We start from the raw sequence: 15795 nt of genomic DNA, 5'->3' as shown, positions 1-15795 counted from the left end.
CACGGCCCCATGCACCTGAAACCCACCCTGATCGCCCTGGCACTGCTCACCGGCAGCGCCCAGGCCGCCGACGTCCCGCCCGCTATCCGCGCCCTCCATGAGCGGCTGCTGGTGCTCGACAGCCACCTCGACACGCCCATGCAACTGGCGCGGCCCGGCTGGGACATCAGCCAGCGCCACCGCTACGCCGACGACCTCTCCCAGGTCGACCTGCCGCGCATGCGCGAGGGCGGGCTGGATGGCGGATTCTTCGCCGTGTTCACGCCCCAGGGCCCGCGCACGGCGGAGGGGCGCACCCTGGCCAGCGAACACGGCCTGGCGGTGATCACCCGCATCCGCGACATGGTCGCCGCGCGGCCCGATGAATTCGCCCTGGCCACCCGCGCGCAGGAGGTGCCCGGCATCGTCGCCTCGGGCCGCCGCGTGGTGCTGATCAGCATGGAGAACGCCGAGCCCCTGGCGGCCGACCCCGGTCGCCTGGCCACCTACCGGCGCCTGGGGCTGCGCATGCTTGGCCTGGTGCACGCGCAGAACAACTCATTCGCCGACTCGGCCACCGCCTTGCCGGAATGGCACGGCCTCAGCCCGGCCGGGCGCGAACTGGTGGGGGAGACCAATCGGCTGGGCATCCTCATCGATGTATCCCATGCCTCCGACGCGGTGTTCGACCAGGTGCTGCAACTGTCCCGCGCACCGGTCATCGCCTCCCACTCCGGCGCCCGCGCCATCGGCCCGCACCCGCGCAACCTCGACGACGCGCGGCTGCGCAGGCTCGCGGAAAAGGGCGGGGTGCTGCAGGTCAACAGCTTCCCCAGCGACCTCGTGCCACGTGCGCCCAACCCGGAGCGGGACAAGGTCCTGGCGCCGCTGTACCGCGAGTTCCGCCTGGCCGCCAGCCTCTCCCCGGAACAGGTGGCCGACCTCGCCCGACGCATCCGCGAGGCCGATGCACGCTACCCGTTGCCACCCACGCGCCTGGACGACTTCATGGCGCACCTGCTGCACATCCTCGACGTGGTCGGCCCGCAACACGTCGGCATCGGCGCCGACTGGGACGGTGGCGGCGGCGTGGAGGGCCTGCGCGACGTCAGCGACCTGCCACGCATCAGCGAACGCCTGCTCGCCGCCGGCTACAGCGAGCAGGACCTCGCTGCCATCTGGGGTGGAAATCTATTGCGAGTGCTCGCTGCAGCCGAGGCTGCCGGAGCAGCTCCGTAGGATGGGTAGAGCTCCGCGAAACCCATGCTGCTGCCGTTATTGATGGGTATCGCTTCGCTCAACGCCATCCTACGGGTGCTCCTCGGGACTGTCGGTGACGAGACGGTAGCCCGGGCTTCAGCCCGTAGGTTGGTGCCGAGCGCAGCGAGGCCCAACGGTGTGATGCTGGGCCTGGTCATGTTGGGCTTCGTACCTCAGCCCAACCTACGGTGAGTGCCTCGGCGCTGGCTTCGTAGGATGGGTAGAGGTACGAAACCCATGCTGACGTCGCTGATGGGTTTCGCTTCGCTCTACGCCATCCTACGAGGGAGCGCGCCAGCCTCGGCAACTCAATCCATCACCACATGGGGCAGGAAGCGGCTGGTGTCCTTGGTGATCAGGCTGTCGTCCTCGCGGATGCCCATGCCCGAGGCGGTGTCGCCCACGATCCAGGAGCCGATCAGGGTGTAGCTGTCGCCGAAGCGGGGCAGGGGAGAGAACTGCTGGAGGATGTAGGGGGCATCGGTGTAGGGGCCGTCCTGCACCACCACTTCGTCCTGCGGGGTGCGGATCTCGATGTTGGCGCCCTCGCGGGAGAAGAAGGGTTTGCGCACCCAGCCCTTGGGTACCGGCGCGCGCGGGTCGGCGTCCACTTGCGAGGGCAGCAGTTTGGGGTGGCCTTCGTTGAATTTCCACAGCAGCGGCAGGATGCCCTTGTTGCTGATGATCGACTTCCAGGCCGGCTCGACGAACTGGGTGTCGCACCCCGGCACGGCTTTGCCGAAGGCCTCGCTGAAGATGTGCTCCCAGGCGTGCAGCTTGAACAGGCGGGGAATCCACTGCCCCTGCAGGTCGACGAAGCGCCCGTCGCCGGTGAGGCCGATGTCCTCGATGTCGATGTGCCGCGCGTCGATGCCGGCCAGGCGCGCCATCTGCGCGAGGAAGTCGGTGGTGCCCCGGTCTTCCACCGAGCCGGAGATAGCGGAAAAGTGGAAGGGGATTTCCTTGCCGAAGGTGCCGAACGCGCGGATCAGGTCCTCGGCCAGGGTGTTGAACTGGTCGGCCTCGGCGGGCAGCACGCCACGGCGTATCTGGTCTTCCAGCCAAAGCAATTGAACCGAGGCGCATTCGAGCAGGGAGGTGGGCGTGTCGGCGTTGATCTCCAGCAGCTTGGCCGGGCCCGTGCCGTCGTAGCTGAAGTCCATGCGGCCGTATAGGTGCGGGTGCCCCTCCCGCCAGGAGGTGCGGATCAGATCGAAGAACGCCGGCGGTATCGCCAGGCCGGTGAGCAGTTCCTCGCTCGCCACCACGCGTTCGACCACGTCGAGGCACATCTCGTGCAGCTCGCGGGTGGGTTGTTCGATGTCGCGGGTCACCTGCTCACGGGTGAACAGGTAGTAGCCGCGCTCGTCCCAGTAGCGTTCGCCGTCGATGGTGTGGAACAGGAAGCCTTCACGCTCGACCTGTACCTGCCAACCCGGGCGTTCTTCGATGCTGATCTTCTTCATGAGCGGTGTTTAGCCCCCGAATCCCGAGCCGCCGGTCTTGCCACCCCAGCCGCCGCGGGCGTTGGCCTGGGAGCCGAAACCGCCGCGGGAGATGGTGGAGGCCACCGCCGAGCCGCTGGTGCTCGCTTTGCTGCTCAGGCTCTTGCCCAGGGTCTGCTGGGTGTAGGTCGAGGTCGGGCTGTTGCGGGCCTGGTTGGAGCGGCTGAAGGTCTTGCCCTGTTCGATCTGCCGGGACAGCGTGGAGGTGCTGTAGCTACCCCGGGCATCGCGGTAGCGGTAGATCGGCTGGGAGTAGTAGTGGTTGCCGCCGTTGCCCAGCATCTGGCCGATGAGGATGCCGGTGACCAGGCCGTTGTCGCTGTGGCCGGTGCTGTGCACCACCTGCTGCTCGGCCTGTTCGTAGGTGCTGCGGGACACCTCGTTGGTCATCGACAGCTCGAAGCCGGCCAGGCGCGGCATGAACTGGCCGTTGGAGGTGGGCTGGCAGTAGTCGGGCACGAAGTCGGCGTCGCAGGCGGCCTGGCTGTCATAGGTCGGGGCGATCTGCTTGTGGTCGGCCATGGCCGTCATGTACGCGTCCGAGCAGACGTCGACGGGGAACTTGTCGGCGACGCAGGCCTGTACGTTCTTGAACGTCTTGGTCGCGGTGATCTGCATCGTGTCCTGCGGGTCGTTGCACCCCGCCAAGGCCAGCGGCAGGGTGCCGGCGAGCACCAGTTGGATGGAATTGCGCTTTCTCATAAAGGTCTCCTTGCGCTGCCGGCGATCAGGTCGAAGGGGTCATGCAGGCGGAGTTGAGCAGGCCGATGCTGATGGCCACGGCGCCGGAGTAGATGGCGGCGGCATGTTCGCCACGGGCGATGCGGCCGGGCAGGTCCTTGAGCACCAGGCTGGTGACGAAGAACGCCAGCAGCTGGACGATGGCGGCGATCACCACCCAGACCACGAAATCGAGGACGCTGACGCTGTAGGTGATGATGTTGCTGGCCGGCAGGGCGAAGCCGATCAGCGAACCCGCCAGGGCGATGGCGGCCGCGCTGTTGCCTTCGCGGATGAGGGCGAACTCGCGGTGCGGGGTGACGCGGGTGTAGATGAACTGGAACAGGGCGAACAGCGCCGCCGCGACCAGGATGTAGATGACGAAGCCGATGACGGCGGTGGAGTTGAGCGACATGCGGAGCGCGTCGAGCATGGTGGATCTTCCTTGGTCAGAGAACGTGGATGTCGGTGATCTGCAGTGTCACGCCCACGGCGGTGGTCAGGGCGATGGCACCTTCTTCGTCTTCCTCCACCGAGAAGAGCAGGAACTCCCTCCGGTTGAGCAAGCCGATCTCGCGGGCGTAGAGCATGCTTTGATGCTCGACGCCGTAGCTGGCGTCTGGGCTGACGACGTATTCGTGCAAGGGCACCAGTTCGGTCTGGCCATCCTCGCTGCCCCACTGGCGGCCGTATTCCTCGCCCTCCAGCTCGTAGACCTGCATGCCGATGCGCGCGTTGGGCCCGGCGAGGCGCAGCAGCTCCTCACGGCTGGCGATGGGGGTGACCTGGTGGTAGCCGAACAGGATCACCGCCTCGATATCGCTGTCCTGCGGGCCGTTCATGATCACCTGCAGGAAGTAATCCTCATTGTCCAGGTAGTAGCGCTTGATCCGCGTGGACTGGCCGAGCTCGATGGTACCGACGGCCCAGATCTTCTCGTCGCCGGGGAGGGTGACGTGGGATTGGCCTTCGAGCAGCGTCGCCAGCGAAGGGTCCAGGCAGAGCATGCGGCCAGACGCCAGCCCCAGGGGGCGGCTGTCGCTGGGGTGGCGGTGCGCGTCGCTGGAAGGCAGCGGCGGCTCCAGGCCCAGCCAGCGCTTGAGTTTGCTCATAGTGCGTTCTCCTCGAGGCGTTCACTGGCGATGTAGAAGATCTCCCCTCCGCGGATTTCCAGCGCGTTGGCGGGGTTGATCTCGAAGCGGCTGGAGCCTGAGGCGCGGTAGCCGATGAGGGTGGCGTCGTGGTCCTGGCGCAGGCGGATGTACAGCTCGCCGCAGGTACCACTGAAACCCTCGGGCAGTACATGGCGGAACTGGGTGGCGCCGTCGCCGACGCACAGCAGCTCGGTGACCACGGCGCTGGAGCCCGGGTCCTGGGAGGCGCGCACCAGCATCTCGATGGCCATGTTGGAGGTGCACTCCAGCTCGGGGGCGTAGCGGCGGGCGAGGGCGGCGCGCTCGGAGTCGTTGAAGTGCGCGACCACATGGGCGCGCGTGCCGATCGCCTTGATGGTGAGGACGATGGCCAGGGTCAGGCTGTCGGATCGGGTGTGCACAAGGATGCGCTCGGCGTTCTCGATGCCGGCGCGGCGCAGCAGCACGGGGTTGTCCAGCGAATCACCACGGACGAAGGAGGCGCGCCCGGGCAGAGGGTTTTCCTCGATCAGCGCGTCGCAGATCACCAGGCTGTCGTCCCGCGTGGCTTCGTCCTGGTAGAGCAGTTCGACGATGCGCTCGCTGGCTTCGCCTTCCCAGCCGATGAGGACGGTGTGGCCCTTGAGGTTGGAGTAGTCGCCCAGGCCTTTCATGTTCTTTCTCCAGAGTTCGCCGACCGAAGCCGATGCCTTGCCGATGACCGCAGTGAGCAGGGCGATGCCGCCCAGCATGATCCACAGTGCCGTGACGAGTTTGCCGAAGGCGCTCTTGGGGGAGAGGTCGCCATAGCCCACGGTCGTCGCGGTGGTGAAATAGAAATAGGTGAAGTCCTGCCCTTGCAGCAGGTGCTGCTCACCGGCCAGCGCCAGGAGCAGGTAGGACGCCAGGTAGTGGATGGCCAGCAGCGAGCCGATGCCGGCCCAGCCGAAGCGCTGGAAGAAGGCCGAGGTTTGGTGCCGCAACAGCAAGATCAGCGACATGGAATCAACTCCATTGATCCTTTTCGAGTGGTTCAGGGGGGCGGGGTCAGTGGGCGGTTTCGAGGAGCGACTTCGAGTGCATCAGCCAGGCGACGATGCAACCGGCGACGGCTCCGGCGATATGCGATTCCACCGATATCCCCGGGGTGGGGATGAAGCCGAAGACCAGGCCGCTGTAGCCGGCGAGGGCCACCAGGGCGACCAGCAGGCTGGCGATGCTGCGCTGGTACCAGGCGCGGGCCAGCAGGTAGGTCCAGAGCCCGAAGATCAGGCCACTGGCGCCGATGTGCAGGCTGTTGCGGGCGAACAGCCAGACCATGCCGCCGCCGAGGATGCTCACCAGCAGGGCCACGCGGACATAACGCCCGAGCCCCTCGGTGGACACCAACCAGCTGAGGATGATGAAGGGTGGCAGGTTGCTCAGCAGATGAGCGAAGGAACCGTGCAGGAAGGGCGCGAAGATCAGCCCCTGGAGCCCGCTGAGGGTGCGCGGGAGGATGCCATGGTGGACCAGGCTGTTGGCGGTGAGGGTATTGATCACCTGGACCACGGCCATGATCGCCGCCAGTGCCAGGATGACCCTGAGTCGCTTGCCTGTTTCCATCTGCGTTCCCCGAACTCCATTTGCGGGTAGGTGGTGGGCAGGCGACCGGGGTCGCCTGCCGGGCGCGGATTCTACTGCGATCCGTCCGGGGTTTGCTTGGCTTTCAAGCGGGCCAGTACATCGGCGCCGCTGCCGCTCTGGGCGCCGATGCCGGCTTCCTGCAGACGACGCTCCAGGTCACCGCCGTTGGCAGCGGTCTGCAGCTCTTCGGCGGCGGCCAGACGGGCATCCTGCTCGTCCTGGCGCTGGCGCAGGCGGTTGAGGCTGTCCAGGGCGGACTCCACCTTGCCGTTGGCGCCACCGGTGGCTTCGGCGGTGGCGACGCGGGCTTTTTGCACCACTTCGCGGGCCTTGGCCATTTCGATCTGCTGCTTCAGGCTCTTGAGCTGGCCTTCGGCCTTGTTGACCTGGGCGTGGAGGAGGTCGGCCTGCTTGCCGAACTGCTCGGACTGGTTGCGCTCCTGGTCACGCTGGGCCTCGATCTCGGCGATGCGGTTGGCGCATTCCAGGGCCAGGCCTTCTTCGCCCTTGTTCAGGGCCGAGGTGGCCTTGGCTTCCCAGTTGGCGACGTCGCCGTTGAGGCTTTCCAGGCGTTGCTGCGACAGTTTCTGCTTGGCCTTGATGTCCACCAGGCCGTTCTTGGCCTGCAGCACCGCGCGGTCGGCGTCACGCATTTCCTGCTCGAGGATGCGGATGGCGTTGGCGTCGACGATGGCTTCGCCGACTTCGGAGGCACCGCCACGAACGGCGGTGATGATCTTCTTCCAGATACTCATGAAAACTTCTCCTTGAATGGATTCGGTCAAGCCTTGAAGTGGTCTTCGAAGGCTTCGACGGCGCGGATCACGTTTTCCGCCAGGGTGTAGATTTCCTGGACGATGACGGTAAGCGACGAGGCGGCGCTGAGGGCGCCGAACATGGAGTACACCTCCTGGCCGTCGATAACCTCGACGCCGACCGAGGACAGCGGGAACAGGTCCCGGGTACGCAGCACCAGTGCGTTGAACTCCTTTGCATCCTCCACCAGGTCAAGCGGCACCAGGGTGGCGTCGACCATGATGTGGTCACCCTCGACTGCCAGGTAGATCGGCAGGTCGCCGTACTCAGTCATGGTCAGCCTGAGCCCGGCCTGCTCGCCGTCGACGACGCTCAGCAGGATCTCGCCAGACGCCACCAGGGCCAGTTCGGCGAGGGCGTTGTGCAGCGAGCTGAGGGTCCAGTTGCTGTTCTCGGTCATGTAGTCCTCCAGTTTGACTCGGCCACCCAGGAAGGGCTGCCGTAAAGCTCTCTCGATGCCCTTCAGGGCGTTCACGTTCTCGGGAAGGATCCAGAACTCACGTTTCACCAGTCCCGCTTCGCGGAGCCGGTTGCGCATATCCCGGACGTAGTCGGCCGAAGACTTGCCGGTGCTTCCGGTGGTCTTCTTGCCTGCTTTGTCCGTCGTGGTCTTGCGAGGCATCTGCATTCCTCCTCAAGGGTGTGGCGAGCAAATTACTGCGATTTTCGTCGGCGCGCAATTACTTACATGAAAGATTTTTTCATCTTTCATGTAAGGGAAATATTTGGATTCCGAAGTGCCAGAAATGACTCCGTAGGATGGGTGGCGCGTGGCGAAACCCATGCTGCAATTTGCAGGCGTGTGCCGGTGTTGATGGGTATCGCTGCGCTCAACGCCATCCTACGGCCGCCATCCCATTCCGCAGCTCCCACCTAGCCAACCCGGCGGCGCCCGTGCCCTGTGGCGTGCGGGCATGATGTTTCAAGATGATTATGCGTTTTGTGCAGTATGCGAATCTTAAAACATTAAACATTTTAATATTTGCATATGCTCAAAATGTATTTCTCTTATCAAATTCCGCCCCATAGGATGGCTCCACATAGAGCTAATTCGTAGCTCGACAGCATTGATTGATAACCGGATGCGATATCCGGCAGCAGCCAGGGAAGGGCGCCATCGGGCGATCCGTGCCCGGTGGAAGGGAATCAAGGAGAGTGCCTGCAATGCCTTTGACCAGACGACAGCTCATCGCCCGTATCGGTGCCGTAGGGGGCTACCGGGCCGCCACGGCGGCCATGGGCATGCTCGGGGTGATGAGCCCGGCCCTGGGCGCGAGCCAGGAGAATTACGCCGCGCTGCAACCGGTGAGCGGGCTGGGGCAGGGCGCCAGCGTCACCGTGGTCGGCGCCGGCATCGGCGGGCTGGTGGCGGCCTACGAGCTGCGCAAGGCGGGCTTCACGGTGACCCTGCTGGAGGCCCGCGAGCGGGTCGGCGGGCGCAACTGGACGCTGCGCAAGGGCGATCGCGTCGAGTACACCGACGGCACCACCCAGGTCGCCGAGTTCGACGAGGGCTTCTACTTCAACGCCGGCCCCGCGCGCCTGCCCAGCCACCATCAACTGATGCTCGGCTACTGCCGCGAGCTGGGCGTGGAGCTGGAGGTGCTGGTCAACACCAGCCGCAACGCCCTGGTGCGCCCGGACCTCTCCGCGCCGCCGATGCAGATCCGCCAGGCGGTGAACGACAGCCGCGGCCACCTCGCAGAGCTGCTGGCCAAGGCGGTCAATCGCCAGGCCCTGGACCAGGAACTGAGCGCGGATGACCGGCGCAACCTGCTGGGCTTCCTCAAGACCTGGGGCGACCTGTCGGAGAAGCTCGAATACCTCGGCTCGGCCCGTTCCGGCTACAAGGTCTGGCCCGGCGCCGGCGACCAGTTGGCGCAGAAGAACGAGCCGCTGCCGCTGCGCACGCTGCTCAACCCGGCCCTGGGCACCGCGCTGATGATCGACGAATACCCGGAGTTCTCGCCCACCATGTTCCAGCCAGTGGGCGGCATGGACCGCATTCCGGCGGCCTTCCAGCGCCACCTGCAGTCGTCCCTGCGTCTGGGGGCGGAGGTGCGTTCGATCCGCAACCACGAGGACCGCGTGGAGATCGGCTACCGCGACCGCCGCAGCGGCCGCGAGCAGCAGGTGACCAGCGACTACGCGGTGATCGCGCTGCCGCTGCCGCTGCTGGCCAGGATCGACAGCAACTTCACCGCACCGGTGCGCCAGGCGATCTCGGCGGTGCAGTTCGGCTATGCCAACAAGGTGGCCTGGCAGTCGCGGCGCTTCTGGGAGACCGACTACCAGATCTACGGCGGGCTGTCCTTCCTCAACCAGGAGTCTTCCGGGCTTTGGTACCCCAGCGGCGGCTTCAACCAGGCCGAGGGCATCCTCATCGCCGCGTACAACAACGGCGAGGTGGCGCGCAAGTTCGGCGACAAGGGCATCGACGAGCAGATCGCCCTGTCGCGCCAGGCCGTGGAGCTGCTGCACCCCGGTCATGGGCAGGACCTGCGCAAGCCGCTGGCCATCGCCTGGAACCGCATCCCCCACAGCCTCGGCCCCTGGATCAGCCACGAGGTGGCGGAGCCGGACTACGGCCTGCTCAACCAGGCCCAGGGCCGCGTGCACCTGACCAGCGACGGCCTCGCCCACAGCGGCGTGGGCATCTGGCAGGAGGCCGCCGCCGGCGCTGCCCGGCGCGTGGTGCGGAATATCTTCGAGCGTGCGCAAGGCACGTCGCAACACCGGCAAACGGCCTGAACCACGCCGCGCCGCATCCATAACCAGAACCTAGTTGCCAGGTAGCGGACCTCCGAGGCTGGCGTTGAAAACCTTGGAGCTTTCGCGATGCCTTTCAAACACGCCCTTCTGGGGTTGGGGGTCCTTTTCGCCGCCGCCGGCCACGCCGCGGAGATCGAGCGGGTGCCTTCGACCTATCCCAACTCGCCGATCCTGCAGTCGGCGACCCTGCCGGCCGGCACGGCGCTGACCTTCGTCTCCGGCATCCTCCCGGACCCGGCCGACCCCAAGGCCGCCAAGGACGACCTGCGCGCTGCCGGTGACACCGAGGCGCAGACCATCGCCGTGCTGCGCAAGGTGGAGGCCGCCCTGGCGCCGCGCGGCCTCGGCCTGGGCGATGTGGTGCAACTGCGGGTGTACCTGGTGGGCGACCCGAAGCTCGATGGGCGCATGGACTTCGAGGGCCTGCAGCGCGGCTTCCGGCAGTTCTTCGGCAGCGAGAAGCAGCCGCTGAAGCCGACCCGCACCACGGTGCAGGTGGCCGGGCTGGTGCTGCCCGGCGCGCTGATCGAAGTCGAGGCGGTGGCCGCCAAGGCCCGTTGACCCAATCCCCCACAGATCGAGCCAGATGCGGCCGGGTTGCGGTCGCCTACAGGAAGTCCCGTGATGCGTAACGCCTTCAGCAAGACCTTCTCGCTTTCCCCCCTCAGCGCCGCGCTGCTCCTCGCCCTGGGCGGCGAGGCCATGGCCGCCAGCGACCCGACCCTGTCCACCGTGGTGGTGACCGGTGTGCGCGGCAGCCAGCAGCGCACCGTGACCGACAGCCCCGCGCCGGTGGATGTGATCTCCGGCGAGCAACTGAAAACCAGCGGCCAGAACGGCCTCAAGGACATGCTCACGCGCCTGCTGCCGTCCTTCAACGCACCGACCATCAACGGCGGCGGCACCGCCTTCCTGGTGCGTGGCATCAGCATGCGCGGCCTGGGCGGTGACCAGGTGTTGATCCTGGTGAACGGCAAGCGCCGCCACAACACCGCGATGATCAACAACAACGCCCGGGTCGGCACCGCCGCCGTGCCGGTGGACCTGGACCTGATCCCCACCGCCGCCATCGAACGCATCGAAGTGCTGCGCGACGGCGCCGCCGCCCAGTACGGCTCCGACGCCATCGCCGGGGTGATCAACATCATCCTCAAGAAGGACGCCGAGGGAATCACCTCGGACAGCTCCCTCGGCCAGTACTACAGCGGCGACGGCACCACCGGCCACGAGGCCGCCAACTTCGGTTTCGGCCTGGGGGAGGGCGGCTTCTTCAACCTCTCCTTCGACGCCAAGGTGCAGGAACCCTACGACCGCGCCGGCGCCGTGCGCGGCAACTTCGGCACCCTCGCCAACGGCCAGCCCGACCCGCGCATCACCCAGCGTCACGGCTGGGGCGAGGAGTACGGCCTGGGCCGCGACCGCACCTACAGCAGCGCCTACAACCTGGAGCTGCCGCTGGGCGAGGACCTCAAGTTCTACTCCTTCTCCACCCTCAGCTACCGCGATGGCAAGAAGGTGCTGGGCCACCGCGCGCCCAGCGACATCACCGCCACCACCTGGCTGCCCAATGCGCCGTACCCCAAGGGCGGCCAGGCCACCCGTGAGGTGGAGGAGACCGACTACCAGTTCCTCGGCGGGCTCAAGGGCCTGGCCGCCGACTGGGACTGGGACCTGTCCACCACCTACGGCCGCGACAAGGCCGAGCTCTACACCGATAACAACCTCAACCTTTCCAACAACCCGCTGTTGAGCCAGCGGCGCTTCCACCTGACCGACGAGATCTTCGACCAGTGGACCACCAACCTGGACTTCAGCCGCGCGCTGGACATCGGCTGGAGCAGCCCGCTGGAAACCTCCTTCGGCATCGAGTACCGCTGGGAGAAATACGAGCTCGCCGAGGGCGAACCCAATTCCTACAACTACGGCAGCTACGTGATCCCCAGCGGTCCCAGTGCCGGCACGCGCCCCGACCCGGGCCTGTTCTCGGTCAACGGCACCACGCCCGAGGACGCCGGCGACATGATCCGCCACAGCGGCGCCGCCTATGTGGACTTCGGCCTCAACATCACGCCCGAGTGGTACACCGCCTTCGCCCTGCGCCACGAGAAGTACAACCAGGACATCGGCGAAACCACCAGCGGCAAGTTCACCACCCGCTACGAGTTCGCCCCGGGCTATGCGGTGCGGGCGGCGGTGAGCAACGGCTTCCGCGCACCGTCCCTGGCGCAGAACGTGTTCTCCTCCACCAGCTCGGTGACCATCTTCGGTAGCGGTGGCTCCACCACCACCGCGCGCACCAAGCAGATGCGCCCCGGCTCGCCGGAAGCCATCGCCCTCGGTGCCAAGGCCCTGGAGCCGGAAACCTCGCGCAACTACAGCCTGGGCTTCACCGCCGAGCCCACCGACCGCCTGCGCCTGACGGCCGACTTCTACCTGATCGACATCGACGACCGCATCCTGCAGACCGGCGTGCTCACCGGCCCGGCGGTGTCGGCGATCCTGGTGGCCAACGGCCTGTCGCCGAACCTCTCCGGCCAGTACTTCGCCAACGCCGCCGACACCCGCACCAAGGGCGTCGACCTGGTGGCCGAGTACCGCCAGCCGCTGGACGAGTACGGCACGGTGCGCTGGAGCCTGGCCTACAACCGCAACAAGACCACCATCCGCGACCTGGCCGAGACGCCGTCCGAGCTCTCCAGCCTGGGTTCCGGCTACGTGCTGTTCGACCGCCAGCAGCAGACCGACCTGACCAAGGCCACGCCCAAGGACAAGTGGATCATCAACACCAACTACAAGGTGGACGACTGGACCCTGAACCTGACGCTGACCCGCTACGGCGAGTACACCGAGGGCTCGAACATCCCGGCCAACGACCGCACCTACAGCGCCAAGTGGATCACCGACATCGACGTCGCCTACGACGTCACCCAGAACCTCACCGTGGCCCTGGGCGCCAACAACCTGTTCGACGAATACCCGGACAGCATCGGCATCGTGCCCTGGGCCGGCACCTACGAGTACGGCATGTTCTCCCCGTACGGGCTGGGTGGCGGCTACTACTACGGCCGCGTGAGCCTGGCGTTCTGATGATGGGCACGGGCCGTTTGCTGGCGGGCCTGCTGTGCCTGGCGCTGGGCTCTGCCCCCGTGCTGGGCGCCGAGGCGCTGCGCGTGTCGAGCCAGAAGAACTCGCTGCAGGTGCTGCTGCAGGCCGCCGGCGAACTGGAGTCGGTGCCGTACCCCATCGAGTTCGCTGCCTTCGGCGCGGCGGCGCCCACGGCCGAGGCGCTGAGCGCCGGCGCGGTGGATGTCGGCACCCTGGGCGTCGCGCCCTTCGTCTTCGCCGCCTCGGCCGGTGCCGGGTTGAAGACGGTGGGCGTGGTGCGCCTGAAGGTCACGCCCACGGCGGTGGCCATCGTCGTGCCCGAGGGCTCGCCGCTCACCGATGCCGCGTCCCTGGTGGGCAAGCGCATCACCACCACGCGCGGCTCCATCGGCCATTACCTGGCGCTGGCGGCGCTGCGCTCGGTGGGCCGCAGCGGGCGCGATGCCACATTCGTGTTCCTGCAGCCGGGGGAGTCCCGCAGTCTGCTGGCCAACGGCGGGGCGGATGCCTGGGCCACCTGGGACCCGTACACCAGCATGGTGCAGCTGGAAGGCGGCACCCGGGTGCTGGTCAGCGGGGAAGGTCTGTTCGCCGGCAACATGCTGCTGGTGGCCAACCCGGCGGCGATCCGCGACAAGCCGGAGCAGCTGCGGGACTTCCTCCAGCGCGTCGGCCGCGCCTGGGACTGGGCCAACGCCCATGTCGAGGCCTTCTCGGCGATCCAGGCGCGCCAGAGCGGCCTGCCGCTGGAGGTGCACCTGCGCTCCAACCGCTACTCGCAACCCAGGCGGGTGGACGTGGACGAGGCCCTGGTGCAGGACCTCGCCGACACCGCCCGACTGTACCGGGACGAGGGCGTGATCGGGCCGGGATTCGAGGCTGAAAACCAGGTGGATCGGCAATTCAATTCGACTCGACAAGTTCAGTGAATGACGGTTGTAAGTTGCACGCCAGTTCAACTTTGAACTGTAACTTTCATAATCTTCATGCGTGGCGTTAATAGTGATTCTGGTTGAATTGAAATAAACCCGAATTAATTGGAAACAAAGTTTGGAGGCTAGAGAAAATCGATATTTCACAAGTGGTTGCGGCTTGTTGAATATGCAGTTCAGGTGATCTCGGATCACGCATACATATCCAGGCAGGGACGCCTGCCGTTAATACGAACGACAACTTCCAGGGATACGCGAGGAGTCTTCATGCTGACCATTACCACGGTCGAGGAATTGACCGCAGCGCATATACACGATGTTATCCACGCCCGCACTTACGGGATTCTCATAAAAGGCTTCGCTTCGGCCGATACCGTGGCCCTGGCACTCGACCGCCTGAGCCGCCACGAACTGCGCGGTGCCTTCAGCGAACAGACCGAGTTCGTGCGCCTGGGCAAGGCCTATATCGAGATCGGTGACGAGGCCAGCCGGGTCGAATACCACCGTCAGGCCGTCACCAATATCCGCAAGATCCGCAGCGTGTTCAGCCCGTTGGCATCGCCCATCGACGAGCTGCGCCTGCTGCTCGACGAGGTCTGGCCCAAGGGCGCACGGCTGCTGGATGTGAACGGCGAGAAGTGCTTCGTCGGCATCGCCCGCTTCCAGGGCAACGGCGTCGATCTCACCCCGCACACCGACAACCTGGAACGCAATGCGCCCCAGGACCACGAGCCGAAGCTGCTGACCCAGCTCTCCACCAACATCTACCTGCAGATACCCGGGGACGGCGGCGAACTGGAGATCTGGGGCATCCACCCCGACGAGATCGAGTACGACCGCCTGCGCGGCGAGCGCGCCTACGGCATCGAGCGGCACCTGCTGCCGCCGCCGGACCTGGTGATCAAGCCCGAGCCCGGCGACCTGATCTTCCTCAACCCCCGGCTGATCCATGCGGTGCGCCCCTCGGCCACCGCCACCCGGGTCACCCTCGGTGTATTCATCGGCTATTTCGGCGACGACCAGCCTCTTGCCTACTGGAGCTAAAGACATGAGCGATGTGGAAGCGATCAACCTCAAGGCCTATTTCAACAAGGGTGGAGAAGAACTGGACTTCACCGGCAAGCGCTGCGTGCTGGCCGTGAGCGTGGGCCAGGAGTACCACGAGGAGCAGAAGCTCAGTTCCACCGTGCACCTGATCAACAAGTCCGGCTTCAGCCGGGTGAAGGTGGTGGTGGCCGACACCCTGCAGCGCCACAACAAGCACGGCAAATCCCCCGGCGAGGCGCTCTCCGCCTCGATCCGCGACGGCGACGCCTGGCTGGCGCGCAACCGCAAGTACCTGGCCGGCCTGGAAGCGCCGGTGACCATCAGCCGCTGGAACCAGGAGCTGGCTTCCGACCGCTACGCGGAGCTGCGCCAGCAGGTGGACCAGCTCTACCGCGAGAGCGAGGACCTGCGCGGCGCCATCGAAGCCACCATCGGTGTGTTCATCGAGCGCCTCCGACTTCGCGACCCGGACGCCGACGTCGAGCGCGCGGCCGCCCAATGCCGCGAGTACATCCTGGAGGAGGTGCCGATCATCCTCCCGCTGTGGGCGGAGGAGGGCTACGACTACGTCATCTACCCGCAGCAGATGACCAATGCCATGGCCACCGCCCGGCGCCTGCTGATCGAACCCCACGCGCCGGACCTCGTGCACTGGCTGCCGCTGAAGTTCAAGAAGCGCGGCATCCCCATTCCCTTCACCCTGCCGGGCGCCGTGCACCCGGCCTGGGCAGGGAGTGCGATTGCGATCTAGCCAAGCATCGCGAATGAATTCGCTCCCACAAGGTGAGCCCGGCGCTCTTCTGTGGGAGCGGATTCATCCGCGAATAAAGCGCAGCCCTTCGGGCTGCCTGGGCGAATGAATTCGCCCCAACAGTGCACACACGGCCCCACGCCACACGG

The 15795-nt window shown here is 66.2% G+C and carries 15 protein-coding genes; 7 read left to right on the top strand and 8 right to left on the bottom strand.

Annotated elements, in window-relative coordinates:
• Positions 1 to 9 precede the first annotated feature (9 nt).
• Positions 10 to 1218, top strand: coding sequence for a dipeptidase (locus PI990_RS16055; protein ID WP_271657713.1), 1209 nt, complete (start codon positions 10 to 12; stop codon positions 1216 to 1218).
• 329 nt (positions 1219 to 1547) lie between these two features.
• Here PI990_RS16055 and PI990_RS16050 read toward each other — a convergent pair whose 3' ends face one another.
• The 8 genes from PI990_RS16050 to PI990_RS16015 all read right to left on the bottom strand — a co-directional run bounded on the left by PI990_RS16050 (position 1548) and on the right by PI990_RS16015 (position 7661).
• A complete protein-coding gene (locus tag PI990_RS16050; protein ID WP_271657712.1) occupies positions 1548 to 2705 on the bottom strand; it encodes a glutathionylspermidine synthase family protein in 1158 nt (385 codons plus the stop codon).
• 9 nt (positions 2706 to 2714) lie between these two features.
• Entirely contained in the window at positions 2715 to 3446 is a 732-nt protein-coding gene (locus PI990_RS16045; RefSeq protein ID WP_271657711.1) for a DUF1190 domain-containing protein, read from the bottom strand.
• 25 nt (positions 3447 to 3471) lie between these two features.
• Positions 3472 to 3897: a DUF350 domain-containing protein gene (locus tag PI990_RS16040; RefSeq protein WP_021221887.1), complete on the bottom strand. Its 426-nt coding sequence runs from the start codon at positions 3895 to 3897 to the stop codon at positions 3472 to 3474.
• Between the two features lie 16 nt (positions 3898 to 3913).
• Positions 3914 to 4576, bottom strand: a complete 663-nt coding sequence (locus tag PI990_RS16035; protein WP_271657710.1) for a DUF2491 family protein — start codon at positions 4574 to 4576, stop codon at positions 3914 to 3916.
• Positions 4573 to 5598 carry an ion channel gene (locus PI990_RS16030; protein ID WP_271657709.1) on the bottom strand — a complete coding sequence of 342 codons (1026 nt, stop codon included), beginning with the start codon at positions 5596 to 5598 and terminating at the stop codon, positions 4573 to 4575. Before PI990_RS16030 ends, PI990_RS16035 begins: the two co-directional genes overlap by 4 nt.
• Positions 5599 to 5644: 46 nt before the next feature.
• On the bottom strand, positions 5645 to 6202 hold the full coding sequence (locus tag PI990_RS16025) for a rhomboid family intramembrane serine protease (RefSeq protein ID WP_271657708.1): 558 nt from the start codon (positions 6200 to 6202) through the stop codon (positions 5645 to 5647).
• A 71-nt stretch (positions 6203 to 6273) separates the two neighbouring features.
• Positions 6274 to 6978, bottom strand: coding sequence for a PspA/IM30 family protein (locus PI990_RS16020; RefSeq protein WP_021221891.1), 705 nt, complete (start codon positions 6976 to 6978; stop codon positions 6274 to 6276).
• Between the two features lie 26 nt (positions 6979 to 7004).
• Positions 7005 to 7661 carry a YjfI family protein gene (locus PI990_RS16015; RefSeq protein ID WP_271657707.1) on the bottom strand — a complete coding sequence of 219 codons (657 nt, stop codon included), beginning with the start codon at positions 7659 to 7661 and terminating at the stop codon, positions 7005 to 7007.
• 542 nt (positions 7662 to 8203) lie between these two features.
• On the opposite strand from PI990_RS16015, the gene PI990_RS16010 reads away from it, so the two are divergent.
• The 6 genes from PI990_RS16010 (at position 8204) to PI990_RS15985 (ending at position 15646) form a co-directional block, all read left to right on the top strand.
• Positions 8204 to 9790 carry a flavin monoamine oxidase family protein gene (locus tag PI990_RS16010; RefSeq protein WP_271657706.1) on the top strand — a complete coding sequence of 529 codons (1587 nt, stop codon included), beginning with the start codon at positions 8204 to 8206 and terminating at the stop codon, positions 9788 to 9790.
• Positions 9791 to 9877: 87 nt separating this feature from the next.
• Entirely contained in the window at positions 9878 to 10372 is a 495-nt protein-coding gene (locus tag PI990_RS16005; RefSeq protein WP_021221894.1) for a RidA family protein, read from the top strand.
• Between the two features lie 63 nt (positions 10373 to 10435).
• Positions 10436 to 12898 carry a TonB-dependent receptor plug domain-containing protein gene (locus tag PI990_RS16000; RefSeq protein WP_271657705.1) on the top strand — a complete coding sequence of 821 codons (2463 nt, stop codon included), beginning with the start codon at positions 10436 to 10438 and terminating at the stop codon, positions 12896 to 12898.
• Positions 12898 to 13845, top strand: coding sequence for an aliphatic sulfonate ABC transporter substrate-binding protein (locus PI990_RS15995; protein ID WP_271657704.1), 948 nt, complete (start codon positions 12898 to 12900; stop codon positions 13843 to 13845). Before PI990_RS16000 ends, PI990_RS15995 begins: the two co-directional genes overlap by 1 nt.
• Positions 13846 to 14115: 270 nt before the next feature.
• Positions 14116 to 14892 carry a 2OG-Fe(II) oxygenase gene (locus PI990_RS15990; protein ID WP_271657703.1) on the top strand — a complete coding sequence of 259 codons (777 nt, stop codon included), beginning with the start codon at positions 14116 to 14118 and terminating at the stop codon, positions 14890 to 14892.
• 4 nt (positions 14893 to 14896) lie between these two features.
• A complete protein-coding gene (locus PI990_RS15985) occupies positions 14897 to 15646 on the top strand; it encodes a tRNA-dependent cyclodipeptide synthase (RefSeq protein ID WP_271657702.1) in 750 nt (249 codons plus the stop codon).
• The last annotated feature ends 149 nt before the right edge of the window (positions 15647 to 15795 follow it).

The sequence above is a fragment of the Pseudomonas sp. TUM22785 genome, from assembly GCF_028198105.1.
GTDB lineage: Bacteria > Pseudomonadota > Gammaproteobacteria > Pseudomonadales > Pseudomonadaceae > Metapseudomonas > Metapseudomonas solani.
Note: the sequence above shows the minus strand (reverse complement) of the source record. Positions and strands in the feature narration are given on the sequence as shown.

Bases quoted from the DNA above. Each gene is read 5' to 3' on its own strand.
- PI990_RS16035 (WP_271657710.1), bottom strand. From the start codon at position 4,576: ATGAGCAAACTCAAGCGCTGGCTGGGCCTGGAGCCGCCGCTGCCTTCC.
- PI990_RS15995 (WP_271657704.1), top strand. From the start codon at position 12,898: ATGATGGGCACGGGCCGTTTGCTGGCGGGCCTGCTGTGCCTGGCGCTG.
- PI990_RS16045 (WP_271657711.1), bottom strand. From the start codon at position 3,446: ATGAGAAAGCGCAATTCCATCCAACTGGTGCTCGCCGGCACCCTGCCG.
- PI990_RS16020 (WP_021221891.1), bottom strand. From the start codon at position 6,978: ATGAGTATCTGGAAGAAGATCATCACCGCCGTTCGTGGCGGTGCCTCC.
- PI990_RS16055 (WP_271657713.1), top strand. From the start codon at position 10: ATGCACCTGAAACCCACCCTGATCGCCCTGGCACTGCTCACCGGCAGC.
- PI990_RS15990 (WP_271657703.1), top strand. From the start codon at position 14,116: ATGCTGACCATTACCACGGTCGAGGAATTGACCGCAGCGCATATACAC.
- PI990_RS16010 (WP_271657706.1), top strand. From the start codon at position 8,204: ATGCCTTTGACCAGACGACAGCTCATCGCCCGTATCGGTGCCGTAGGG.
- PI990_RS16000 (WP_271657705.1), top strand. From the start codon at position 10,436: ATGCGTAACGCCTTCAGCAAGACCTTCTCGCTTTCCCCCCTCAGCGCC.
- PI990_RS16030 (WP_271657709.1), bottom strand. From the start codon at position 5,598: ATGTCGCTGATCTTGCTGTTGCGGCACCAAACCTCGGCCTTCTTCCAG.
- PI990_RS16015 (WP_271657707.1), bottom strand. From the start codon at position 7,661: ATGCCTCGCAAGACCACGACGGACAAAGCAGGCAAGAAGACCACCGGA.
- PI990_RS16050 (WP_271657712.1), bottom strand. From the start codon at position 2,705: ATGAAGAAGATCAGCATCGAAGAACGCCCGGGTTGGCAGGTACAGGTC.
- PI990_RS16025 (WP_271657708.1), bottom strand. From the start codon at position 6,202: ATGGAAACAGGCAAGCGACTCAGGGTCATCCTGGCACTGGCGGCGATC.
- PI990_RS16040 (WP_021221887.1), bottom strand. From the start codon at position 3,897: ATGCTCGACGCGCTCCGCATGTCGCTCAACTCCACCGCCGTCATCGGC.
- PI990_RS15985 (WP_271657702.1), top strand. From the start codon at position 14,897: ATGAGCGATGTGGAAGCGATCAACCTCAAGGCCTATTTCAACAAGGGT.
- PI990_RS16005 (WP_021221894.1), top strand. From the start codon at position 9,878: ATGCCTTTCAAACACGCCCTTCTGGGGTTGGGGGTCCTTTTCGCCGCC.